Origin of the sequence: Paraburkholderia yinzeri, assembly GCF_046581065.1 — a bacterium.
Lineage (GTDB): Bacteria > Pseudomonadota > Gammaproteobacteria > Burkholderiales > Burkholderiaceae > Paraburkholderia.
Genome location: NZ_JBFOCJ010000001.1, coordinates 1,792,241 through 1,815,889 on the forward strand (window position 1 = coordinate 1,792,241; position 23,649 = coordinate 1,815,889).

General features: G+C 66.4%; 19 protein-coding genes and 1 other RNA gene. 9 read left to right on the forward strand and 11 right to left on the reverse strand.

Going from position 1 to position 23,649, the window contains the following annotated elements:
• Positions 1-124 precede the first annotated feature (124 nt).
• Positions 125-1,513 carry an amidase gene (locus tag WJ542_RS08600; RefSeq protein WP_411188900.1) on the reverse strand — a complete coding sequence of 463 codons (1,389 nt, stop codon included), beginning with the start codon at positions 1,511-1,513 and terminating at the stop codon, positions 125-127.
• Between the two features lie 144 nt (positions 1,514-1,657).
• Here WJ542_RS08600 and WJ542_RS08605 point away from each other — a divergent pair, with 144 nt between their 5' ends.
• The 3 genes from WJ542_RS08605 (at position 1,658) to WJ542_RS08615 (ending at position 5,844) form a co-directional block, all read left to right on the forward strand.
• Positions 1,658-3,415 carry a cation:proton antiporter gene (locus WJ542_RS08605; protein WP_411188901.1) on the forward strand — a complete coding sequence of 586 codons (1,758 nt, stop codon included), beginning with the start codon at positions 1,658-1,660 and terminating at the stop codon, positions 3,413-3,415.
• Positions 3,416-3,539: 124 nt separating this feature from the next.
• Positions 3,540-4,889 (forward strand): gamma-glutamyl-gamma-aminobutyrate hydrolase family protein, encoded by a 1,350-nt coding sequence (locus WJ542_RS08610; RefSeq protein ID WP_411188902.1) that lies wholly within the window; start codon positions 3,540-3,542, stop codon positions 4,887-4,889.
• A 235-nt stretch (positions 4,890-5,124) separates the two neighbouring features.
• Positions 5,125-5,844 (forward strand): DUF2968 domain-containing protein, encoded by a 720-nt coding sequence (locus WJ542_RS08615; RefSeq protein WP_411188903.1) that lies wholly within the window; start codon positions 5,125-5,127, stop codon positions 5,842-5,844.
• A 152-nt stretch (positions 5,845-5,996) separates the two neighbouring features.
• On the opposite strand, the gene WJ542_RS08620 is transcribed toward WJ542_RS08615, so the two are convergent.
• Together WJ542_RS08620 and WJ542_RS08625 are read right to left on the reverse strand one after the other, a co-directional pair.
• Entirely contained in the window at positions 5,997-7,067 is a 1,071-nt protein-coding gene (locus WJ542_RS08620; RefSeq protein WP_411188904.1) for a hypothetical protein, read from the reverse strand.
• A 283-nt stretch (positions 7,068-7,350) separates the two neighbouring features.
• Entirely contained in the window at positions 7,351-7,881 is a 531-nt protein-coding gene (locus WJ542_RS08625; protein WP_411188905.1) for a GNAT family N-acetyltransferase, read from the reverse strand.
• Positions 7,882-8,185: 304 nt separating this feature from the next.
• Between WJ542_RS08625 and tcuC the strand changes: the two genes are divergently transcribed.
• The gene (gene tcuC / locus WJ542_RS08630; protein WP_411188906.1) at positions 8,186-9,481 is read left to right on the forward strand and encodes an MFS transporter; all 1,296 of its coding nucleotides are present in this window, start codon (positions 8,186-8,188) and stop codon (positions 9,479-9,481) included.
• Between the two features lie 24 nt (positions 9,482-9,505).
• Here tcuC and WJ542_RS08635 read toward each other — a convergent pair whose 3' ends face one another.
• The gene (locus tag WJ542_RS08635) at positions 9,506-11,413 is read right to left on the reverse strand and encodes a tetratricopeptide repeat protein (protein WP_411188907.1); all 1,908 of its coding nucleotides are present in this window, start codon (positions 11,411-11,413) and stop codon (positions 9,506-9,508) included.
• Positions 11,414-11,541: 128 nt separating this feature from the next.
• Here WJ542_RS08635 and WJ542_RS08640 point away from each other — a divergent pair, with 128 nt between their 5' ends.
• The 3 genes from WJ542_RS08640 to WJ542_RS08650 all read left to right on the forward strand — a co-directional run bounded on the left by WJ542_RS08640 (position 11,542) and on the right by WJ542_RS08650 (position 14,654).
• On the forward strand, positions 11,542-11,868 hold the full coding sequence (locus tag WJ542_RS08640) for an ArsR/SmtB family transcription factor (protein ID WP_411188908.1): 327 nt from the start codon (positions 11,542-11,544) through the stop codon (positions 11,866-11,868).
• Entirely contained in the window at positions 11,868-12,896 is a 1,029-nt protein-coding gene (locus WJ542_RS08645; protein ID WP_411188909.1) for a cation diffusion facilitator family transporter, read from the forward strand. The genes WJ542_RS08640 and WJ542_RS08645 overlap by 1 nt, the downstream gene beginning before the upstream one ends.
• A gap of 81 nt (positions 12,897-12,977) precedes the next feature.
• On the forward strand, positions 12,978-14,654 hold the full coding sequence (locus tag WJ542_RS08650) for an FAD-dependent monooxygenase (protein ID WP_411188910.1): 1,677 nt from the start codon (positions 12,978-12,980) through the stop codon (positions 14,652-14,654).
• Between the two features lie 30 nt (positions 14,655-14,684).
• Here WJ542_RS08650 and WJ542_RS08655 read toward each other — a convergent pair whose 3' ends face one another.
• From WJ542_RS08655 to WJ542_RS08670, 4 genes are read right to left on the reverse strand one after another with little or no spacing between them, the layout of a single operon-like run.
• Positions 14,685-14,924, reverse strand: a complete 240-nt coding sequence (locus tag WJ542_RS08655; RefSeq protein WP_411188911.1) for a formate dehydrogenase subunit delta — start codon at positions 14,922-14,924, stop codon at positions 14,685-14,687.
• Between the two features lie 4 nt (positions 14,925-14,928).
• Positions 14,929-17,868: a formate dehydrogenase subunit alpha gene (fdhF, locus tag WJ542_RS08660; RefSeq protein ID WP_411188912.1), complete on the reverse strand. Its 2,940-nt coding sequence runs from the start codon at positions 17,866-17,868 to the stop codon at positions 14,929-14,931.
• Positions 17,869-17,881: 13 nt separating this feature from the next.
• The gene (locus WJ542_RS08665; protein ID WP_411188913.1) at positions 17,882-19,450 is read right to left on the reverse strand and encodes a formate dehydrogenase beta subunit; all 1,569 of its coding nucleotides are present in this window, start codon (positions 19,448-19,450) and stop codon (positions 17,882-17,884) included.
• Positions 19,447-19,965, reverse strand: a complete 519-nt coding sequence (locus WJ542_RS08670; protein ID WP_411188914.1) for an NAD(P)H-dependent oxidoreductase subunit E — start codon at positions 19,963-19,965, stop codon at positions 19,447-19,449. The genes WJ542_RS08665 and WJ542_RS08670 overlap by 4 nt, the downstream gene beginning before the upstream one ends.
• A gap of 131 nt (positions 19,966-20,096) precedes the next feature.
• On the opposite strand from WJ542_RS08670, the gene WJ542_RS08675 reads away from it, so the two are divergent.
• Positions 20,097-21,182, forward strand: coding sequence for a substrate-binding domain-containing protein (locus tag WJ542_RS08675; RefSeq protein ID WP_411188915.1), 1,086 nt, complete (start codon positions 20,097-20,099; stop codon positions 21,180-21,182).
• Between the two features lie 105 nt (positions 21,183-21,287).
• Positions 21,288-21,554 (forward strand): hypothetical protein, encoded by a 267-nt coding sequence (locus WJ542_RS08680; RefSeq protein WP_411188916.1) that lies wholly within the window; start codon positions 21,288-21,290, stop codon positions 21,552-21,554.
• 109 nt (positions 21,555-21,663) lie between these two features.
• On the opposite strand, the gene ssrA is transcribed toward WJ542_RS08680, so the two are convergent.
• The 3 genes from ssrA to ubiG all read right to left on the reverse strand — a co-directional run bounded on the left by ssrA (position 21,664) and on the right by ubiG (position 23,583).
• Positions 21,664-22,033, reverse strand: a transfer-messenger RNA (tmRNA) gene (ssrA, locus tag WJ542_RS08685).
• A gap of 91 nt (positions 22,034-22,124) precedes the next feature.
• On the reverse strand, positions 22,125-22,856 hold the full coding sequence (gph, locus tag WJ542_RS08690) for a phosphoglycolate phosphatase (protein ID WP_411188917.1): 732 nt from the start codon (positions 22,854-22,856) through the stop codon (positions 22,125-22,127).
• A 28-nt stretch (positions 22,857-22,884) separates the two neighbouring features.
• Entirely contained in the window at positions 22,885-23,583 is a 699-nt protein-coding gene (gene ubiG / locus WJ542_RS08695) for a bifunctional 2-polyprenyl-6-hydroxyphenol methylase/3-demethylubiquinol 3-O-methyltransferase UbiG (RefSeq protein WP_411188918.1), read from the reverse strand.
• Positions 23,584-23,649: the final 66 nt, after the last annotated feature.

A 23,649-nucleotide genomic window follows, 5' to 3' on the forward strand; every position in this document is an offset into this window, starting at 1 on the left:
GGTGACGCAGCGCACGGGCTGCGGCGGCGTGTCCGCGATTCTAGCGCGAAGGGCGTGTCGTGCGGCCATGTGCGCTTGACCGTATGGGGTTGCGATTGGAAAAGCATCGCACGCCGCTGCCGGCTCAGCGCAACGGCGCAAGCACCGCCTCGACGCCGCGGCCGATCGCCAGCAGGGTGTCGTCGGCAAAGGGCGCGCCGGCCAGCATCAGCCCGACCGGCGCCGCGCCGTGATGGTGGCACGGCAGCGACAACGCGCAGGCGTCGAGGAAATTGAACGTGCTTGGGTTGCGCAGCACGAGCGCGTTGGTTTGCGCGAATACGGCGTCGTCGTCGATAAGCGGCGCCACGCGCGGCGCCGCGATCGGCACGGTCGGCGCGATCACGGCATCGAAACGCGACCAGAGCGTGGCCTCGGCTTCCTGGAGCACCGCCGCGCGCGCCGCGATCAGGTCGAGGTAATCACAGGCGCGTGCCGGCTCACCCTTCAGGATGCGGGCGAGCACGCGCGGATCGTAGTCTGCGCGATGCCGGGCGATCAGCTCGCGGTGCCACGCATAGGCTTCGATCGGCGAGAAACCATAGCGATTGATCTCCGGCAGCCGATCGAGCGCGCCGAACCGGACTTCGCTCACGATCGCTCCTGCCGCGTCGAGATGCCTGAGCGCCGCGTCGATCGTCGCGGCGACTTCGGGCTCGACATCCTCCGTGACGTAGTTGGTCAGCACGCCAAGGCGCACGCCTTCCAGATGTCGTGCCGCGGGGACGTGCGGCGCGAGCCCGGCGAGGATGCGGTCGGTGAGCGCGCAGCATGCCACGCTGTTGCCAATCGGCCCGAACGAGTCGAGCGTCGGCGAGAGCGGCACGGCACCCGTCTTCGGAATTCGCGCGGCCGTGGGCTTGAAGCCCGTGAGTCCGCAGAACGCGGCGGGGATGCGGATCGAGCCGCCGGTGTCGGTGCCGAGCGCGACCGCGGCCATGCCATCGGCCATCGAAGCCGCCGCGCCCGACGACGAGCCGCCCGCGACACGCGCGTTGTCTTCCACGTTGCGCCCATAGGGAGAAAGAGGCGTGCCGTAGTGCGGATTCAGCCCGAGCCCGGAGAACGCGAACTCGCTCATATTGGTGCGCCCGATCAGCACGGCGCCCGCGTGGCGCAGCCGGGCGACCGCGACGGCGTCGTCCTGCGCGGGTAGCGCGCCCGCGAGCGCGGTGGAGCCCGCGCGCGTGACCTCGCCTTGCACGTCGAACAGGTCCTTCACCGAAACGGGCACGCCCGCGAGCGGCGAGAGCACGGTGCCCGAGGCACGCAGGCGATCGTGGGCGTCGGCCGCGGCGCGCGCGCGTGCGGGATCGACGTGCGTGAAGACGGTGGCGCCCTGGCCGGCCGGGTCGGCAATGCGCCCGAGCGCGGTCTCGACGAGCGCGCGGCTCGTCGTGCGGCCCGCGGCCAGATCGGCGGCAAGCTGGGCGAGGGGAGCAAATGGGGTGAAGGGGGCGGAGTCGGTGGTCATGGCGATGGGCGGTGGGAGGCGGGCGGTCCGGGCGGCGGACGCATCACATTGTAGGGCCGGATTTTCATCGCGGCGTAATTTGGATCGGCGCGCTCATCAGGTAAGATTCTTCAAATAGACAGCTATTTGTAAGGATTTGCTGACATGCACCAAGGAATCGGCTTCATTCAGGATCTGGCCGTCGTGATGGCGCTCGCCGGCGTCGTCACGGTGCTGTTCCATCGCCTGAAGCAGCCCGTGGTACTCGGCTACATTGCCGCGGGCGTGATCATCGGTCCGTACACGCCGCCATTCCAGCTCATCCACGACGAGCAGACCATCCAGACCCTCGGCGAGCTGGGCGTCGTGTTCCTGATGTTTTCGCTCGGCCTCGAGTTCAGCCTGAGGAAACTGTTCCAGGTCGGCGTGACGGCGATCATCGCCGCGCTTTCGGAAATCGTGCTGATGCTGTGGATCGGCTACGAGATCGGCCGCGCGTTCGGCTGGAGCGCAATGGACGCGCTCTTTCTCGGCGCGATCCTCGCCATCTCTTCCACCACGATCATCGTCAAGGCGCTCTCCGATCTCGGCGTCAAGCGCGAGCCGTTTGCGCAGCTCGTGTTCGGCATCCTGATCGTCGAGGACATTCTGGGCATCGCGATGCTGGTCCTGCTGGGCGGCATCGCGCAGACAGGCGAGCTCTCGCCGGGCATCGCGTTCATCACGCTCGGCAAGCTGCTGCTCTTCATGCTCGTCTCGCTGCTGGCGGGCATCCTGATCGTGCCGCGCGTGCTCGGCTACGTCGCGCGCGTGGGCAGCGACGAGATGCTGCTCGTCTCCGTGCTGGGTTTCTGCTTCGGGTTCTGCCTGCTGGTCGTCAAGCTCGATTACTCCATCGCGCTCGGCGCTTTCCTGATCGGCGCGATCATGGCCGAGTCGCGCCACCTGCATCGCATCGAGCATCTCGTCGCACCGCTGCGGGACGCGTTCTCGGCCATCTTCTTCGTGACGATCGGGCTCATGCTCAATCCGCTCGTGCTGGTGGATTACGCATGGCCGATCGCGGTGATCTCGCTCGCGGTGATTCTCGGCAAGCTCGTTTCGTGCGGCCTCGGCACGTTCCTCGCGGGCCGCGACGGCCGCACGGCGATGCGCGTGGGCATGACCGTTTCGCAGATCGGCGAGTTCTCGTTCATCATCGCGTCGCTCGGCCTCACGCTCAAGGTGACGAGCGGATTTCTCTATCCGATCGCGGTGGCGGTCTCCGCCATCACGACGCTCACGACCCCGTATCTGATCCGCTTCGCCGATCCGCTTTCGCAACGGCTCGCGCGAGCGATGCCGGCCACCGTGGCGAACGTCTTCGGCCTCTATGGCCAATGGCTGCGCTGTCTCATGCCGCGCTCGTCGGGGCCGACGTTCTTCACGCTCGTGCGCCGGATCGTCTTGCAGGTGGCGGTGAATCTTGCGCTCGTGTCGGCGATTTTCATCGGCGTGTCGTACGGTGCCCGCTATGCCGGCGCGCCGCTCTCCGCGTGGATTGCCGACGAGCGCCTCCAGCGCGTGGTGTTGTGGAGCCTCGCGCTCGTGCTGGCGATGCCGTTTCTCGTGGCGGTTTGGCGCAAGACGCAGTCGCTCGCGCTGCTGCTGGCCGAGGCGAGCGTGCAGCCCGAAAAGGCGGGGCGCTTCACGCGCGCGCTGCGCCATGCGATTGCCGAAGTCGTGCCCGTGCTGGCCATGGTCGGCGTCTTTCTGCTCGTCGCGGGGCTTTCGGGCACCATCCTGCCGCCAACCGGCTATCTGATCGGCGTGCTGGTAGGGGCGGCCGCGCTCACGATGCTGCTGTGGCGCTGGTTCGTGAGGATCCACGCCTCGATGCAGATCGCGCTGCGCGAGACCTTCGACGAACGCCCCGACGCATGACGCCGTGTTGCGCGGATGTGACCGGATGTGAGGAATTGTGCGCGGGGCTGGCGGCCTCTGACGGGGCGAAGGATAATCGGTCCATGTTCATCGTTCGCGCGCGCCGCGCACCCGACCCCACGTCATGAGCGAAAACAGATCCGACCGCCCTGAGGCATCCGACGGCATCGACCGTCCCGCCCATGCCGGCTCACCCGGCATCTCCCAATCCAACGCTTCGGCCGGATCCTCCGGCGCTTCTCCCGCTGCATCGACCTCCACGTCGCCCAAGCCCACGCCCACATCCGCGGAGCCCGTTGCCGCCGCTGCTGTGGCGGAAGGCGCGCCGGCAAAGCGTGCGTCGACCGATGCGCCCGAAAGCGCCTCGACGGTCACGCCCGACGCACAGTCTCATGGGGCAGAGGGGGGCGGGGGACGCACGCCGCAGAGCCCGGCAAGGGAAGCCGCCAAGGGAACCGAGGCGGCGTCCGCGGCGACCGAACCACCAGCGTCCGCCGATGCTCCGCGCCCAGGTGCGGCGCCCGCGGGCTTCGGCCAGGCACCGGACTTCAGCGCGCAGAACCCGCCGCCGCCCAATGCCTTGCCGCCGAATCCGCCGCGCTACCTGCGCCCGAGCGATTCGGCGTGGTCGGTGCTCGGCCGCATCATCGCGGCGCGCGCGCGCCAGCTGTTCGACCGTGCGGGGCAGCGGATCACGCAGCGGACCCTGCGCATCGGCGTGTCGGCGCGCATCTTCCATCCGGAACCGGGAGCCATGGGGCTGCGTGGCAAGACGCTGCAATATCTGGAAGAGTCGATTGCGCACTGGGTCATGTCGCGCGACGTGATCGTGTTCATGATTCCGACCGTCGGGCACCAGGGGATGCTGCATCCGAGCAATATCCGTCTGCGCGACTATGCGAAGCATCTCGACGGCCTCTTGCTGCAGGGCGGTGCCGACGTCTCGCCGCAGACCTACGCGGAAGTCTCGGCGCGCCCCGAGTGGCCCGGCGACCGGGTACGCGACATGTACGAGCTGGAGCTGCTGCACGAATTCGTCGAATCGGGCAAGCCGGTGCTGGGTGTGTGCCGAGGCTGCCAGTTGATCAACGTGGCGTTTGGCGGCACGCTTTACCAGGACATCGCCACCGATGTGCCTACCGCCAGTGCTCACGTGAGCGAACGCTACGACCAGCATCGTCACGCGATCACGTTCCCCTCGGGCTCGTCGCTTGCCAGCATGTTTCCGGGCCGCAGCGAGGCCATCGTGAACTCCATTCATCACCAGGCCGTGAAGAGCCTGGGGCGCGACCTCACGATCGAGGCGGTTTCGGCGGGCGACGGCCTCATCGAGGCGGTGCGATACCGTCGCGCGCCTTTCGTGGTGGGCGTGCAATGGCACCCGGAATTCCATCGCGCGGGCGGTCCCGAACTGCTCGACTGCACGCCGCTGCTCGACGCCTTCCTGCGTTCGGCGCGCGAGACGCGTTTTTAGCCATCGCGCGTTTTTAGCATCGCTTGCCGGCGCGCCACCGCGGTGCGCCGTTGCGTCGCATCATTACCCTGGTCCGAGGCGTGTCCAAGCCCCGCAACGGGGTGACGTCCGGGACGACTGCATTCCGTCTGTCCGGTTGATTCGATTCCAGGTAATCCCGAATTAAAGCCCGTTTTTGAGATTGCCGGACGGGGATAATGAAGGGTTACTCTGAATCATCAACGGAATGGCAGGTATGAAGTACTCAACGGCACTGCGCCGCGCGTTGCCCGGCGCCGCAGCTATCTTGATGTTGCTGCATGGCGCCGCAGGATGGGCGCAGGACGACGGCGGCGAGCTGGCGCCCGTAGCGGGCAACCGGCCGTCGCTTGGCACCCTGACGCCGCCCCCGGCCGGCGCGGTGCCGCCCGCGTCAACCGACGAGCAGGCGAGCGCAGACAGCGCGCAGGGCGATGTCGCCATGCTCATGGAGCTGATACACGATTCCCAACTTGTCGAATTGCGCACGACCTACAACGGCAGCTACGGCGCGAGTCTGTTCTTCTATCCCCCGGATATGACCTGGTACGTCGTACTGTTTCAGGACAAGCATTTCTGGCGGGTGATCCGTTCGCAGGACGAAGGACGCTCGGAGGCGATCTACGCGGATTTCGCGCGGCAGACCGGGCGGCTGGCGGACGTCGAGATACACCGTACCCAGCTCGAAGCGCAGAAGGCGTATATCCAGCGTGTGATCGCACTGTCCGAGGACCGTGCACGCCGTCTGCAGGCCGACCTCGACGTGGCGCACACACAGCAGGCACAGGTCAACGATCGCCAGCAGCAGATGCAGGCCGACGCGGCGACGCTGCGGTCCGAGAAGGCTCAAGCCCAGGCCCAACTGCGCGATCTTCAACGCCAGGTTCAGGATCTGCAGCGGGAGGCCGAGGCGGGCCTGCCCGGCGCGAGAAAATGAGGCAGGGTAGAGGCGCCAGGAGCGGGGCAAATAGCAGGTCAAATGACAGGTCAAGCGGCGGATCAAACAGTGCCGCCAATCAGTAAAAAGCCCGGCGTGCCGGGCTTTTTACTGTCTGACTGATACGTTGCTAAACGGTGTTGTTGAGCACATTACTTCGCGAAGCTGTCGGGTATTTCAGTCACTCGACGTTGCGAGACGTGGTTAACCCATTCGGTACTATCGACAGGGACCGATGAGCGGCTGGCCGGGCGTGGCGTTGTGTAGGTGCTAGCGTAGGAGGCGATCGATGCGTACTCGTCGCTATGATGCGCGCTCGGCCGACGGGGCGAATAATGCCCCGCTTTCGAATACCTGGCCGCAGTACGGTGGGTAGCGACCTGGTGGGGGTTCACGCGGTGCGGCGTGAACGTGTGCGCCGCATGCCGATCGTTGAAGGCGCGTGGCTTGATGGCGGCCTTGGACTTTGCGGCGCCTGGAACCGATCGGGCTGGATGTTTTTCGTTGTCTGCAACGAGCGGCAGCGCCAGGATCGGGGGCGGCGCAGTCACGTGATGGCTCTCTGCCGAGTAGTCCGGCCGGCTCGCGATGAGAGGCGCATCCGTGCCGGGTGTCGGCGTTGCGCTTTGCAACGGTGCAGTCGGCTCCACGGCTTGACTGGTCTGGAGAATCGTCTGCGAGTCCGCTACCGCGAGGTCGTGCGCAGCGCGTTCGTCGGCGAGCCGCTGCGAGACGGTACCGCCGGATTCATGATCCGCACGTGTGGGCGGTGGCGCGGCCAACTGCGTGTCGCTCTGCGGAGCATGGCTTGCCAGTATCCACGTCAGCAATGCGGCACCGCCGATTGCACAGGCTCCACCCGCCAGCCGGCTCCGGTCGGGTGGTGACATGCCCCCCGTGCCGGCCGGCAGGACCGGCCGCAAGGCTTCGATATGCGGCTCGACCGCCGGTTCGAGCCCACCGACGGAGAAGGGCACGGTCACGGCAACTGCCCCGTTCGCCCCTGCATGGATCGATTCGCCAACCCGTGCTCCTGCTGGCTCGGGAATCGTACGGCGATGCGGGTCCCAGCGGCAGGCCGCGCGAAACGCCTCCGCACTCAGGCAAACAGTGCGCATGATGGCGGCGTAAAGCGCCTTCATTTCGACGCGCAGGCTGAAGTGCGGCGGTAGCAGCATCCATTCGCGACCGAACGGTGGCGGAATGTGGTCGAGCGGGAGCACGCGCGGTAGCGCAATGGCACCCTCAACCTGAACGAACGGAATTGTCGACATCGATCTCTCGCAGCCATAGCTTGAACGAAGCGGGGCTACGGGCCGCGCTTCACGCCATCTTTCTGTTTATCGCAGGCGATGATGCAGGACGGCAGAAGAGCGATCTATCAGAAATGTCTTAAAAATTGATATCGCCTAAATCCGGCAGCGCGGCGGCAGATGGCTCGAAAGCCGGGTGCTCCGCGCGGCAGGAAGCCTTCGTGCGCGACCCGGTATTGAGTTTGATCAAGGCTTACACAGTATCGAGCCGCAAGACGTAACGCAGCGCCGTAATATCCACCCCGCCCATATGGTCGGGTTCGGCGCCCGAGAATTTCCAGCCCTGCCGTTCGTAGAACGCGATCGCCGGCGCATTGCCTTCGAGCACGTAGAGGTACAACTGGGCTTCGCCACGCGAGCGGGCCCATTCCTGCGCGGCCTGCATCAGCCGCTTGCCGACGCCGATACCCTGATGGTCCGGTAACGCATGCAGGTTATCGAGCAAGACACCCCACGGCGAATCGGGCTGCTGCTCGACGCAGACGAAACCCACCGGCGTCGTGTCGTTCAGTTCGGCAATCAGCACGAGGCGGCGCTCACCGCCCGGCGCTTCCATGCGTGCGCGCCACCAGGCCGCACGTTCGTCGCCGACTTCGCGCTCGAGGAAGGCGGCGGGCAGCAGACCGCGATACGTGGTTTGCCAACTGGCGGCGTGCAGGGTGGCGATCAGCGGGGCGTCGGCAGCGGTGGCCGGGCGCAGTATCAGAGGAGCAGCGTTGGGCATGCGGTGGCTGGGCATCGAAACGGATGGTGCGAGGCACTGCGCACAGGCTTTATTGTGCATGATAGGCGCACCGGCGCGAGGGCTCCCCGAAACCGCGATAAAACGCAATAAACTGGCGGAGCAAAGATCATTCGGTGCTTGTGTCGCACCCTCAGGTAATACCCTGATATATGAGAGTGCGCACGGGCAGCATAATGGCCGCCCGCTGGGCGCGCCCGCGTGACGCTCCGCTCGCGGGCTTTCTGTTTCACTGTCTGCCCAGCCGGCCACGCAGGGTGCGGCGGACGCCTCCTTTGAGAACGTCATGTCTACCGCGCCTCACGCTGCTTCCAGGGAATCCCGAGCTCGGACCGTGTTTCGCGTCACGAGCGGCAACTTCCTGGAAATGTACGACTTCATGGTCTATGGCTATTACGCTTCGGCGATTGCCAGGGCCTACTTTCCGAGCAACAATCCCTTCGCCTCGCTGATGCTGGCGCTGTCGGTGTTCGGCGCGGGTTTCCTCGTGCGGCCGCTCGGTGCCATTATTCTCGGCGCGTATATCGACCATCACGGCCGCCGCAAGGGCCTCATCCTTACGCTCGGCCTCATGGCGCTCGGCACGCTCACCGTCGCCGTCGTTCCGGGCTATGCGACGATCGGCTTTTTCGCGCCGCTGCTCGTGTTGTGCGGGCGCCTGCTGCAGGGCTTTTCCGCGGGCGTGGAGCTGGGCGGTGTCTCGGTCTATCTCTCGGAGATGGCGACCAAAGGCAACAAGGGCTTCTATGTGTCGTGGCAGTCGGGCAGCCAGCAGGTGGCCGTCGTGTTCGCCGCGCTGCTCGGCGTGTCGCTGCACCGCATCCTGCCTGTCGAGGAGATGACCTCGTGGGGCTGGCGCGTGCCGTTCATCATCGGTTGCTGCATCGTGCCGTTCCTGTTCCTGATTCGCCGCTCGCTGCAGGAAACGGAAGAGTTCGCGCACAAGAAGCATCGCCCGTCGATCGGCGAGATCATGAACTCGATGATCCAGAACTGGGGCACCGTGCTCGGCGGCATGGGCATGGTCATCATGACGACCGTGTCGTTCTACATGATCACCGCCTACACGCCGACCTTCGGCAAGGAAGTGCTCAAGCTCAGCGAAGTCGATACGCTCGTCGTGACGATCTGCATCGGCCTCTCGAATCTGTTCTGGCTGCCGGTTTCGGGCGCCATATCTGATCGCATTGGTCGTCGCCCTGTGCTGCTTGCCTTCACCGTTCTCACGATCCTCACCGCCTATCCGGCCGTGCAATGGCTCGTCGCCGATCCGTCATTCGGCCGGCTGCTGATGGTCGAGATGTGGCTCTCGTTCCTCTATGGCTGCTACAACGGCGCAATGGTCGTCGCGCTCACGGAAGTCATGCCGCCCGACGTGCGCACGGCCGGCTTCTCGCTGGCGTACAGTCTCGCGACGACGATCGGCGGTTTCACGCCGGCCATCTCGACCTATCTGATCCATGTGAGCGGCAACAAGGCCGCGCCGGGAGCGTGGATGGGCATCGCGGGCGTCTGCGGCCTCATTGCGACGCTCGTGCTCTATCGCACTGCGGAAGCACGCAATCAGTACAAGACCGTTTGACGAGTGCGGTCCCCGGTACGGCAGTCAGGCGTCGCGCAATTCCCGCGCGACGTCTTCCACGACTTCCGCCCATGCGCCGGGCCGGGGCTGACGCACGAGCCGCGCGCGCGGATACCAGGGGCTCGTGTCGGTGTCCGTGAACCAGCGCCAGTCTGCCGCGAACGGCAGCATCAGCCAGAGCTTCGCGCCTAGCGCGCCTGCCAGGTGCGCGATCGACGTGTCGATCGACACCACGGCATCCAGACGCTCGATTACCGCAGCCGTATCGGCGAAATCGGCGACCTTCAGGCCGAGGCGGTGGATCGAGCGCGCGCGCGGGTGAGCGCCGAGCGCGGCGTGGTCGGCGTCGCTCAATTGCGGTTGCAGCACGATCCAGTCGATACCTTCGAGTGCGAACAGCGGATCGAGTGCGGCCAGCGCCAGCGAACGATTTTCCTGCTTCTGGAGTCGGCCCGACCACGCGATGCCGATCTTGCGCTTCGCCTGCCCGCCGAGCGAGCCGCGCCACTTGCGCCGGTAGGCGGCCGGTGCCTCGAGGTACGGCTTGCGGCCGGGCAGGGCGTCGAAGGTCGTGCCGAGTGTGAGTGGCAGGGAAAGCAGCGGGCAGTACAGGTCGGCGGCCGGGCGCGGCGCCCCTTGGGCGATCAACGTCACACGCGCGGTTTCCACGACGGGCGCGATGAGCGGCAGCAACTGCGGCTGCACCTCGAGCACGACGCGTCCCCCCCTGTCCGCGACGAGCGGCACGAAGCGCACGAACTGCAGGGTGTCGCCGAAACCCTGCTCGGCCTGGATCAGCAGTGTCCGGCCGTCGAGCGGCTCGCCGCGCCAGCGCGGCAGGGCGTCGGCGGGCGCGCCGGTGAGGGGGGGGGATGCGGCATGCGAGGCTATCGTCGCCTGGTACTGCGCCGGTCCGCGCGAGGCCGGATCGAGGCGCCATTCGTATTCGGGCAGGCCGCGGCGGAAGTCGCCCATCGTGAGCCAGGCGAGCGCGCGGTTCAGATGCGCGGCGGCAAGCTCGGGACGCAGACGCAGGGCTTCGTCGAAGGCCCGCACGGCGGCTGCGTGCCGGCCCAGCGCATGGTGCGCCGTGCCGAGCCCAAGCCAGGCCAGCGCAAACTTCGGGTCGAGGCCGACGGCGCGCTCATAGGGACCGATGGCCTCGTCGTGACGGCCAAGCGACGCGAGCGCGGTGCCGAGGCCGAACAGCGCCGGCGAGAAACGCGGCTGAAGCGCGAGCGTGGCTTCGAATACCGTGACGGCCTCGGCGTGCTGGCCCATAGCGTCGAGCGTGTTCGCGAGATTGAAGTGCGCGGCGACGAAGCGCGGCTGCGCCGCCAACGCGGCGCGGAACTGGACGAGTGCGCCCTCGGTATCGCCGAGCGCATTCAGCGACATCCCGAGATTGTTGTGGGCACCCGCGTGGCTCGGGCGGATTTTCAGCGCGCGGCGGAACGAATCGGCAGCTTCGCTGTAGCGCCCGAGCGCGTGGTAGGCGTTGCCGAGATTGTTGTGCGAAGACGCGTCGCCCGGCTGCAGTCGCACCGAATGGCCGAACGAGAACATGGCGTCCTCGTGGCGGCCCAGCGCCGCATAGGCGTTGCCGAGGTTGTAGTGCGCGAGCGCGAAGGCCGGTGAGAGCGTGAGCGCGTTGCGAAAACGCTCGATGGCGGCTTCGAGCTGGCCGAGCGCCTTCAGGGCGTTGCCCAGATTCAGTTGAAGCGCGGCGTCGTCCGGGCGCAGGTCCACCGCACGGCGCACGAGGTCCGCCGCTTCCGCGTGCTGGCCCTGCTGGTGCCGCAGCACGCCGAGCAGGTGCAGCGCATCGACGTGCACGGGATCGGCGGCGAGCGTCGCGCGATAGTCGCGCTCGGCGTCGTCCAGCCGTCCGTCGCGATGTGCGGCGTACGCGCGGAAAAAAACCTGTTCCATGACCGGCAGGGGCAAGACCTGAATAAAACAAAGGCAGCATTTTCCCATACTCGAACGAGTGCCCCCGACACTTGACAGGAGATCCTGTAAGTCTTTAACATGTGAACACATATTCATATGTTTGATTAATGACCCTGTCTACACGCTTCGACGACGAGCGTATCGCGCCGCTCGCCGATCTCTTTCGCTTGCTGGGCGACCCTACGCGCCTGCGCATCGTGCTCGCTTGCGTGCACGACCGGCTTTCCGTTGGCGCGATCGCGGAGGTGCTCGGGCTTTCGCAATCGCTCGTCAGCCACCACCTGCGACTTTTGCGCGCAGCACGCATCGTGCGTGCGGAGCGCGAGGGCAAGCAGGTGTTTTACATGGCCGCCGATGCGCATATCAGCACGATGCTCGCGGGAATGCTCGAACACGTCGGCGAGCCCGCTGCCGAATATCAGGAGTCCGTCTGATGAGCGACGATCGCAAACAACGAAGCGCTGTCGAAGCGCACGATCACGATCATGACCACGATACCCACGCGGGCCACGATCACGGCGGCCACGATCACGCGGGGCACAACCACGGCCATGGTCACGGCCACCACCACCATGCCCCCGTAGCCGGCCATGGGCGCGCCTTTGCGCTGGCTGTTGCGCTGAACATCGTGATCGTCGCCGTGCAGGCCGTATACGGCGTGATTGCCCATTCGACGGCACTGCTCGCCGATGCCGGCCACAACCTGTCCGATGTCCTTGGCCTGCTGCTCGCCTGGGGCGCGATCTGGCTTGCCACGCGCCGCCCGTCGGCACGCTTCACGTTCGGCTTTGGCAGTTCGTCGATTCTGGCTTCGCTCGCGAACGCGACGCTGCTGCTCATCGCCTGCGGCGCCATCATTGCCGAGGCAATCGGCCGGTTGTTGACGCCAGCGCCGGTGGCCGGGCTCGACGTGTTCGTCGTCGCCGTGGTCGGCATGGTGGTCAACGGGTTCTCGGCGTGGCTCTTCATGCGCGGGAGCAAGGACGATCTCAACGTGCGAGGCGCATTCCTGCACATGGCCGCCGACGCCGGCGTTTCGGCGGCAGTCGCCGTGAGCGGCCTCGTGATTCTCTTCACGGGCTGGAACGGGATCGACCCGATCATGAGCATCGTGGTCGTGCTCGTGATCGTCTACGGCACGTGGGGTCTGTTGCGCGAGTCGGTGCGGCTCGCGCTTGCGGCGGTGCCCGAAGGCGTGGATGTGGAGCGCATTCGCGTGTTCCTCGCGCAGCAGGAGGGGGTGACCGACGTGCACGATCTGCACGTCTGGGCGCTCTCGACCACGGGCAACGCATTGAGCGCGCACCTCGTGATGCCTGGCGGCCATCCGGGCGACGCCGCGCTCGACGGCATCGTCCAGGTGCTCGGCGTGCGCTACAGCATGAAGCACGTCACGCTGCAGGTCGATATGGGAACGTCGCAACACCGCTGTTCGCTCGACGTCGTTCCGCACGCGCACTGATTCAGCGGCAAGCGGCACCGGCCCGGTCCGCGCCGGTGGCGGGCGTACACTACGGTTCATGTCGACCGCATGGAGGCCTGCATGACCGTGGCTTCTTCCTCGCCGCCCGTGCTCATCGTCGGGGCGGGACCGACGGGTCTTGCCGCCGCGCTTGCCCTCGTCCGCGCGCGCATTGCGGTCCGCCTGATCGATCGCACGCCCGAGCCGGGACATCACACGCGCGCCATCGGCATTCAGGCCCGCACGCTCGAACTCTTCGAGCAGCACCGTATCGTCGAACCCTTCCTCGAACTCGGCCACCGCGCGCATGCGGCCAATCTCTACTCGAACGGCCAGCGCCGGGCGCGGCTCGACTTCGATCCGCTCTTCACGCGCTATCCCTATCTGCTGTTTCTCGACCAGACCGTCACCGAACGCATTCTCGCCGAGCGCCTTGCGGCGTCCGGCGTCGAGATCGAGCGCGGCTGCGAGTTGCTCGAATTCACACAGGGCTCGGCGGGCGTGAGCGCCGAGGTGCGCTGTCCCAATGGCCGTATCGAATCGATCCGCGCCGCGTATCTGATCGCCGCCGATGGCGCGCATAGCACCGTGCGCCACAAGCTGGGGATGAAGTTCGAAGGCGAGACGCTGGAGCAGTCGTTCCTGCTCGCCGATGTCGGTGCCGGGACGCCCTGGCCCGACGACGAGTTCCATGTGTTCGCATCGAGCGACGGACTGGCCGCGCTGTTTCCGTTCGGCGAGGGACGCTGGCGCCTGATCGCCGATCACAAGGCCGTGCTGCCTGCCGCGCCGGAAGGGACGATGCCGGTCCCCACGCTCGACGAATGCCGCGCGATCGTCGGGCAGCGCATCCATCATCCGGTCTCGCTCTCGGAGATGACCTGGGCCTCGTATTTCGGCGTGAACAGCCGCATGGTGCGTCAGATGCGCGTGGAGCGCGTTTTCTTCGCCGGCGACGCGGCCCACGTGCACAGCCCCGCGGGCGCGCAAGGGATGAACACCGGCATACAGGAGGCGTTCAACCTCGGCTGGAAACTGGCCCGAGTGCTGACGGGCGGTGCGCCCGAGCGCCTGCTCGACACTTACCACGCGGAGCGCCATCCGATCGAGCGGCTCGTCCTGCAGCAGACGAGCTTCATGACCCAACTGGTGGAGGCCGATCATGGGCCGCTGAAGCTGCTGCGCGAGCGCGTGATGCCTGTGCTCGTCGCGCTAGGGCCGTTGCGCGATGCGGCGCGCGAGGCGGTGAGCGAGCTGTCGATCCAGTACCGGCGCAGTCCGCTTACGCTCGAGCATGGGCTAGACGGCGGACCGCGCGCGGGAGAACGCGCCCCCGATGCGCTGGCGCGCGTGATCGACGGGCCGTTCGGCAATGCGCCCGGTACGGGGCGCATTTTCGATCTGCACGACCCGGCGAGTTTTTCGTTGTTTCTGCTCGTCGATGGAGAGCCTGGGCGCGTGGCCCGGGACGACGATGCGGCGCTCGCGCGTTTCGTCGAAGCGGTCGAGCGGCTGCTGCCGCAGGCCTTGCGCGTCTGGCGGCTCAGCGATGCGCCGAGGGGCGGAACGACGCCCAAAGGCGAGGGCGCGCCAACGCTCGCCGAATCGTATGGACGTACGCGGCCCGCGTTCTACCTCGTGCGGCCCGACGGATATCTCTGCGCGCGCGGGCGTCCGTCGTCGGATCTCGACGGGCTGCTGCGTCACTGCGAGACCTGGTTCGCGCCGAATGGCGCCGCGCAGGGCCCCGTCGCGTGACGTGCGAAGACGGCAGCCCGTCCGGTTCGATCAGGCCGCCACGGGCGTCAGCGATTCGCGATACTTCGTCAGCGCCGCGAGGACGATTGCCGAAAGGCCGGCCTCCGCCGCACCGCTATCGAGCGCGGCCAGCAGCGTGCGCCGCATGCGCGGTTCCCAGAAGCGCCGGATGTGTTCGGCAATGCCCGTGAGCGCCTCGTCGCGATCGGGCAGCGACTCGAAGAACAGGCCGATCTGGTTGGCCATTTCGAACAGATGGTCGACATTCATGGCGTTATTTCCCTGAAGTCGTGGCAGCCGCTTCCACGCGCTGGCGGTGCAGTTCGAGCTGCTCGGCGCTGAAGCGCGAATAGTCGCGCTGCCATTGCGACGGCTGCTGCACGTGGCTGACCTGGACGGCCGTCACCTTGTACTCGGGGCAATTGGTCGCCCAGTCGGACGATTCCGTCGTGATCACGTTCGCGCCCGATTCGGGGAAGTGGAACGTGGTGTACACCACGCCCGGCTGCATGCGCGTGCTCACCTTCGCGCGCAGCACCGTCTGACCGGCGCGCGACTCGATGCCCACCCAGTCGCCGTCGCGGATGCCGCGATCCTCGGCGTCCACCGGATGGATCTCCAGGCGATCCTCTTCGTGCCAGCGCGAGTTCTCGGTGCGGCGTGTCTGCGCGCCCACGTTGTACTGCGAGAGGATGCGCCCCGTCGTGAGCAGCAGCGGATAGCGCCGCGTGATCTTCTCGGGTGTCGCGATGAACTTCGTGATCACGAACTTGCCCTTGCCGCGCACGAACGTGTCGACGTGCATGATCGGCGTGCCATCGGGCGCGTTCTCGTTGCAGGGCCACTGGATGCTGCCGAGCTCGTCGAGCCGCTCGTACGAAACGCCGTGGAAGGTGGGCGTGAGGCGAGCGATCTCGTCCATGATCTGCGACGGGTGCGTGTAGTTCATCTCGTAGCCCAGCGCGCGGGAGAGCAGAATCGTGGCTTCCCAGTCGGCGTACCCGGCCAGCGGCGGCATCACCTTGCGCACGCGCGAGATGCGGCGCTCGGCATTGGTGAACGTGCCGTCCTTTTCGAGGAACGACGAACCCGGCAGCAGCACGTGCGCGTACTTCGCCGTTTCGTTGAGGAAGATGTCCTGCACGACGATGCATTCCATCGACGAGAGCGCCGCCGCCACATGCTGCGTGTTCGGGTCGGACTGCACGATGTCTTCGCCCTGGCAGTAGAGCCCCTTGAAGCTGCCGTCGAGCGCGGCTTCGAACATGTTCGGGATGCGCAGGCCCGGCTCGGCCTGCAGCGCGACGTGCCAGGCGTCCTCGAAGAGGGTGCGCGTGGCGGTGTCGCCCACGTGACGGTAGCCCGGCAGCTCGTGCGGGAACGAGCCCATGTCGCACGAGCCTTGCACGTTGTTCTGGCCGCGCAGCGGATTCACGCCCACGCCCTCGCGGCCGATGTTGCCCGTGGCCATGGCGAGGTTCGCGATGCCCATCACCGTTGTCGAGCCCTGGGCGTGCTCCGTGACGCCGAGGCCGTAGTAGATCGCGGCGTTGCCCGCCGTGGCGTAGAGGCGCGCGGCCTTGCGCACGTCCTGCGCCGGTACGCCCGTAACGGCTTCCATCGCTTCCGGCGAGTTCTCGGGCAGCGCGACGAAATCGCGCCACTGCTCGAAGGCGCGCATTTCGCAGCGTTCGGCGACGAACGCCTCGTCGACGAGACCTTCGGTGACGATCACGTGCGCGAGCGCGTTGACGATCGCGACGTTCGTGCCGGGACGCAGCGGCAGGTGATGCTCCGCCTTCACGTGCGCCGTATCGACGATGTCGATGCGGCGCGGATCGACGACGATCAGCTTGGCGCCCTCGCGCACGCGGCGCTTCAGGCGCGAGCCGAACACGGGGTGGCCGTCGGTGGGATTGGCGCCGATCACCATGATGACGTCGGTGTGATCGATCGACGCGAAGGTCTGCGTGCCTGCCGATTCGCCGATCGTCGTCTTCAGGCCGTAGCCCGTGGGCGAGTGGCACACGCGGGCGCAGGTGTCGACGTTGTTGTTGCCGAACGCGGCGCGCACGAGCTTCTGCACGAGATACGTTTCTTCATTCGTGCAGCGCGACGACGTAATGCCGCCGATCGAGTCGCGGCCATACTTGTCCTGGATGCGCTGGAATTCGCTGGCCGCGTAGCGGATCGCCTCGTCCCAGCTCACTTCGCGCCAGGGATCGGTGATCTTCGCGCGGATCATCGGCTTCTTGATGCGGTCCTTGTGGGTGGCGTAGCCCCACGCGAAGCGACCCTTCACGCAGGCGTGGCCTTCGTTCGCCTGGCCGTTGCGGTGCGGTACCATGCGCACGACCTGGTTGCCTTTCATTTCGGCCTTGAACGAGCAGCCCACGCCGCAGTAGGCGCAGGTCGTCACGACCGAATGCTCGGCCTGGCCGAGCATCACGACGCTCTTTTCCTGCAGTGTCGCGGTCGGGCACGCGGCCACGCACGCGCCGCACGAAACGCACTCCGATTCCATGAACGGCTCGTCGACGCCCGCGGCCACGCGCGATTCGAAGCCGCGCCCGGCGATCGTCAGCGCGAACGTCCCTTGCGTTTCCTCGCACGCGCGCACGCAGCGGTTGCAGACGATGCACTTCGACGGATCGTAGGTGAAGTACGGGTTCGATTCGTCCTTCTGGTCGGCGAGGTGATTGGCGCCTTCGAATCCGTAGCGCACCTCGCGCAGCCCCGTTACGCCCGCCATGTCCTGCAGTTCGCAGTTGCCGTTGGCGGGACAGGTGAGGCAGTCGAGCGGGTGATCGGAGATATAAAGCTCCATCACGTTGCGGCGCAGTTGCTGCAGACGGTCGCTTTGCGTGCGCACTTTCATGCCCGCTTCGACCGGCGTCGTGCACGACGCCGGGTAGCCGCGGCGCCCCTCGATCTCGACGAGGCACAGGCGGCACGAGCCGAACGGCTCGAGCGTGTCGGTGGCGCAGAGCTTCGGCACGTTCACGCCGGCCTCGATCGCGGCGCGCATGACGGACGTGCCCGCGGGCACCGTCACGGCCTGGCCGTCGATTTCGAGCGCGACGTCCACATCGGCGTGGCGCAACGGCGTGCCGTAGTCGGTGTCGTCGAACGGCGAGCGTGGTTTCATCGCCTGCGACTTGCAACTGCACGCGCCGGAACCGCATCCGGCGTTGGGAATGAGCGCGTCGGACATGCTGGCTCCTGAATCAGGCCGCCGCCGCAGGGGCAGTGGGGTGGGCTGCGGGTTCGAGGCCGAAATCTTCGGGGAAATGGTTCAGTGCGGAGAGCACCGGGTAGGGCGTCATGCCGCCCATTGCGCAGAGCGAGCCGGCCATCATCGTGTCGCACAGGTCGCGCAGCAGCGTGACCTGTTTCTCCGAGGTGTCGCCCTGGCGGATCTTCGCGATCACTTCCACGCCGCGCGTCGAGCCGATGCGGCACGGCGTGCATTTGCCGCACGATTCGAGCGCGCAGAACGCCATCGCGTATTGGGCGAGCTCCGCGAGATTCGAGGCGTCGTCGTGAACCACGAGACCCCCGTGTCCCACCACGGCACCGACGGCCGCATACGCTTCGTAGTCCATGGGAATGTCCCACTGGCTTTCGGGCAGATAGGTGCCGAGCGGGCCGCCTACCTGTACGGCGCGAGCCGGGCGGCCGCTCGCCGTGCCGCCGCCGTAGTCGAACACGAGTTCGCGCAGCGTGACGCCGAACGCGAGCTCGACGAGCCCGCCGCGCGCGATGTTGCCCGCAAGCTGGAACGGCAGCGTGCCGCGCGAGCGGCCCATGCCGAAATCCTTGTAGAACGCTGCACCCTTCGCGAAGATCACCGGCACCGTGGCGAGCGTGATGACGTTGTTGATGACCGTGGGCTTGCCGTACAGACCCGCGAGCGCGGGCAGCGGCGGCTTCGCGCGCACGATGCCGCGCTTGCCTTCGAGCGACTCGAGCAGCGCGGTTTCCTCGCCGCATACGTAAGCGCCGGCGCCTTTCGCTACGAAGAGATCGAACGGCTTGCCGCTGCCCAGCACGTCTGTGCCGAGCCAACCCGCCGCGCGTGCGCGCCGGATCGCTTCTTCGAGCGCGGCAATCGCATGCGGGTATTCGCTGCGCACGTAGATATGCCCCACGCTCGCACCGACGGCGATGCCCGCGATCGTCATGCCTTCGATCAGCACGTATGGATCGCTTTCCATGATGAGACGATCGGAGAACGTGCCCGAGTCGCCTTCGTCGGCATTGCAGACGATGTACTTCTGATCCGCCTGCGCGTTCGCGACGGTGCGCCACTTGATGCCCGCCGGGAACGCTGCGCCGCCGCGTCCGCGCAAGCCGGATTCGATCAGCGCTTCGCAGGCGGCGGCGCCCGTCGTCGCGAGTGCCTGGCGTAGTCCTTCGAGGCCGCCGTGCGCGACGTAGTCGTCGGTGGAGAGCGGGTCGGTGATGCCGATGCGCGCGAAGGTGAGGCGTTGCTGCTTGCCCAGATACGGAATCTGCTCGACGAGGCCGACGCTGCGCGCGTGCTGGCCGCCCTGCAGAAAGCCGGCGTCGAACAGCGCAGCGATGTCCGCTGCTTCGACGTTGGCATAGCCGACGCGGCCATCGGGCGTTTCCACTTCGACGAGCGGTTCCAGATAGAGCAGGCCGCGCGAACCGTTGCGCACGAGTTCGATGGCGTCGCCGCGCGCGGCGGCTTCGCGTTCGATGGCCCCGGCGACCGCATCGGCGCCGAGGGCGAGCGCCGACGAGTCGCGGGGAACGTAGACGCGGATCATGCGGCCTCCTTTGCGCCGACGGCCGCGGCCATCGCGGCGCCGAGGAGTGCGTCGAACTTCTGCGGCGTCACTTTCGCGTGCAGCGTGCCGTTGATCGTCATCGCCGGCGAGAGCGCGCACTGGCCGAGACAGTAGACCGATTCCAGCGCGACCTGCCCGGTGGCCTCGCGCGCGGTTTGCCCATCATGGCCGTGCGCCTGCGCGAAGCGGCAGCCCGTATGCGCTTCGGCGTGCCGGGCCAGCGCCTCGCTGCCCATGCTGCGGCATGCCTCGGCACGGCAAAGCTGAACGGTGACGGCCGCCGGCGGCGCCGTGCGGAAGTGGTGGTAATAGCTGATGACGCCATGCACCTCGGCCCGCGACAGATTCAGGGCTTTCGCAAGCGGCACGATGGTTTGGGGCGGCACGTAGCCGGTTTCGTCCTGGATCGCATGCAGGATCGCGAGCAGGGTGCGCCCTGGCAGCGTGTGCCGGCGCACGAGTTCGTCGGGCGCGATAGGTGTCGTCTCGTCCAAGGTGGGGTACCTCCTGGAGCAAATATGCACTTGTTATTCATAAAGTGCGCATATATGCTGCCGTTGTCTCGTTGTGTGAACGAACGATAGGCCGATGTATTGGGTTTCGCAATAGGAAGGGCGAATTCATAATGATCAAGGTCGAATGCCAGGCGCAACTCGTCGTGCGCGATGCGGAAGGGCGTGAGGCAAGCCTGACGGACGTTGTGCCGCTGCTCGCGCTGGTCGCCGAGGAAGGCAGCATCGCGCAGGCCGCACAGCGTAAGGGTTTGTCCTATCGGCATGCGTGGGGCCTGCTGCGCGAGGTGGAAGAGCGTCTGGGCGGCGCGTTGATCGCCAAGGCGCGTGGCCGTGGATCGGTCCTCTCGGAACTCGGCGAGGCGGTGCTGCGCTCGCAGCGGCTGTGCGGCGAGCGTCTGCAAGGCAACCTGCAGGCGCTGGCGAGCGAAGTGGCGAGCGACCTCAATCGCTGGCTCGTGCCGCATGCGCTCGATCTGCGCATTCATGCCTCGCACGGTTACGCCGTGGCCTCGCTGGTGACGGCGCTGGTCGCGCAGCAGTTACCGGTGGAGATCAAGTATCGCGACAGCGTCGACGCCATTACGGCGCTCGCGCGCGGCGAGTGCGATCTGGCCGGCTTTCACCTGCCGCGCGGGGACTTTCGCGCGGCCTGCGCCGATGCATATCGCGGTTGGCTCGATCCCCAGCGGCATGTCTTCATCCATCTGACGCGGCGCAAGCAGGGCCTCTTCGTTGGCCGCGGCAACCCGAAGCAGATCGCCGGGCTAGCCGATCTCGCGCGCGGCGACATCCGCTTCGTAAACCGGCAGCCGGGCTCGGGCACGCGGATGCTGATCGATCTGCTGCTGACGCGCATCGGCGTCGATCCCGGACGGGTCAATGGCTACGCGTCGTCGGAACTGACCCATTCGGCGATTGCCGCCTTCGTTGCGAGCGGCATGGCCGACGTGGGGTTCGGGGTCGAGCCGGCGGCGCATCATTTCGGGCTCGACTTCATGCCAATCGCCGATGAAGATTACTATTTCGCGTGCGATCGGGCCCAGTTGGAGCGGGAGCCGCTGGCTGCCGTACTGGCGCTGCTGCGCGGCGCTGCGTTCCGCCAGAATGTCGCGCGCCTCGAAGGCTACGATCCCGCCGACTGCGGCAAGGTCGTGGCGCTCGACGCCGGCTGGGCCGGACTGGAGCCGGCGCTGTAATGCGATGCAATTAGCGGGTACTGCAGCCGACGGTGCTTTCTGTGATACTTTCGGGCGGGTATTGGCCTTCTCGTTTCAGATGCGCGCCACACGCGCCGATCGACCATGAAATTCCTGTTTAATGTTTGTGCTGCTGCCGCGACTGCGGGAGCCTTGTTCGCCACTGTTTCGATCGCCTTTGCGCAGAATTCGCCGGGCCAGCCCGACGGTATTCTCAGCGACGAATTCCGTCTGCAGCAACATCCGCAGTTGCCGTTCGCGGCTTCGGCGCCGTCGAACAAATATCAGCACGGTGCGCCTTCGGAAATGCGCAAAAAGGGCGATATGGGAGATCCGAACGGCTGTAATCTGCAGTGTCCGGACGACAATTGAGGGATTGAAGCCGGCCGTGTACGACGTGCCTGCCGGCTGCGGCGCGTAAAAAGAAAAACTCGCGAGGCCCGTAAGGGCGCCGCGAGTTTTTCTTTTGAGGCGGGAATTCTGGTGGAGCCGGCGGGAATCGAACCCGCGTCCAAAGGCAGTCCACACCCAGTTCTACATGCGTAGTTCTGTCGTTTGATTTAACCGCAGCGACGCGGACGAACACGCTGCGCTACGGCGATTCACTAAATTTTCGACTCTGCCGTCGTGACGCCGACAGAGCTTAACTGACGTAAATGACCTCTGGCGGTATTGCTACCGGTCTTGCGACGCTAACCCGTCAGTGAGCCAGGCAGAGGACGGCGGCCCTTAGGCTGCCAGTGCGAACGTATCGTCGTTTGCAGTTACGTTTTTCCCATTGATTAACGAGGTGACGGGTCCTCGGCATGCCCTGACTGCTTCATAACCCCTGTCGAAACCAGGTCGGCCCCAGAGGAAGGATCAATTATCCCATAGTTCGCCGGATGAGGCGAACCGCGCCCGTTTCAACAGGCGCGGGCTGCATCAAGGAATCGGCGGGATTTAGTCCGGCCGTGCTGCCTTTCCGACCGGCTTGAGCAAGTCGAGCAGCGCCGCGGTCGTTTCAGCGATGTAGTGCGCGTTCCATTGCGACGGCGGAACCTCGTTGCCGCAGTAGCCGTAGGCGGCGGCGATCGTCGCCATTCCGGCAGCCGCGCCCGCCTGCACATCGCGCGCGTCGTCTCCGACATAGACCACACGCTGCGGCTCGACGCCGATTACCTCGGCCGCATGCAGCAGCGGCGCCGGGTGCGGCTTGGAGTAGGGCGTGGTGTCGCCGCTGACGACGCATGCAGCCCGCGCGTCGAGATGCATGAGCTTCACGAGCGGATCGGTCAGGCGTGCGACCTTGTTGGTCACGATGCCCCAGCGCACGCCACGCGCGTCGAGGTCGTCGAGGACGGTGTCGATGCCCGGAAAGAGGGCCGTCTCGACGCGCAGGTTCGCCGCGTAGTTGGCGAGGAATTCCTCGCGCATCGCCGCGAAATCGGGATGGTCAGGGCCAATGCCAAATGCCCCGCCGATCAGACCGCGTGCGCCCGCCGAGGCGAGCGGCCGCAGCCGTTCGAGCGGCGCAGGCGCGAGACCGCGTGCGTGACGCATCTGATTCACGGCGGCGGCGAGGTCCGGGGCGGTATCGGCTAGCGTGCCGTCGAAGTCGAACAGGACGGCGTCGCAGGCGGCGAGCGCCACGCCGTTGCCGGATGCGGCGTCAATGAGAGTCGATGCAGTCATATCGGAGAGGGGGGTACCTGTTGCCGCGTCAGCCCTCGCGCCGGCACGCGATCATGTAGTTGACGCTGGAGTCGTTCGAGAGCGAGAAATGCCGCGTCAGCGGGTTGTAGGTGATGCCTTTGATCTCGACGAGGCGCAAACCGGCGAGGCGCACGAAGCCGGCGAGCTCGGAGGGGCGAATGAAGCGCGCGTAGTCGTGCGTGCCTTTGGGCAGCATCTGCGCGATGTATTCGGCGCCGATCACGGCGAGCAGATAGGCCTTCAGGTTGCGGTTGAGCGTCGAGAAAAACACCCAGCCGCCCGGCTTCACGAGGGTGGCGCAGGCTTGAACGATGCCGGCAGGATCCGGCACGTGCTCGAGCATTTCCATGCAGGTCACGGCGTCGAACGAGGCGGGCTCGCGTGCTGCGAGCGCTTCCGCGGCGATTTCTTCGTAATCGACCGTGACGCCGCTTTCGAGGCTGTGCAGATCGGCGACGCCCAGCGCCTCGCGGGCGAGGTCGATGCCTTTCACGGTGGCGCCCAGCCCGGCCATCGACTCGGACAGGATGCCTCCGCCGCAGCCGACGTCCAGCACGCGCTTGCCGGTGACGTGCGCGTGCGCGTCGATCCAGCCAAGGCGGACAGGGTTCAGTTCGTGGAGCGGCTTGAATTCCGCGTTCGGGTCCCACCAGCGATGAGCAAGATCGCTGAATTTCTGCAGTTCGTGGGGATCGGCATTGGTCATGTCGGAGCGGCCTGAAGCGCGGGGGCGGATGGGTGAGGATAAGGCCTGAGTATATAGGCGGGCTCC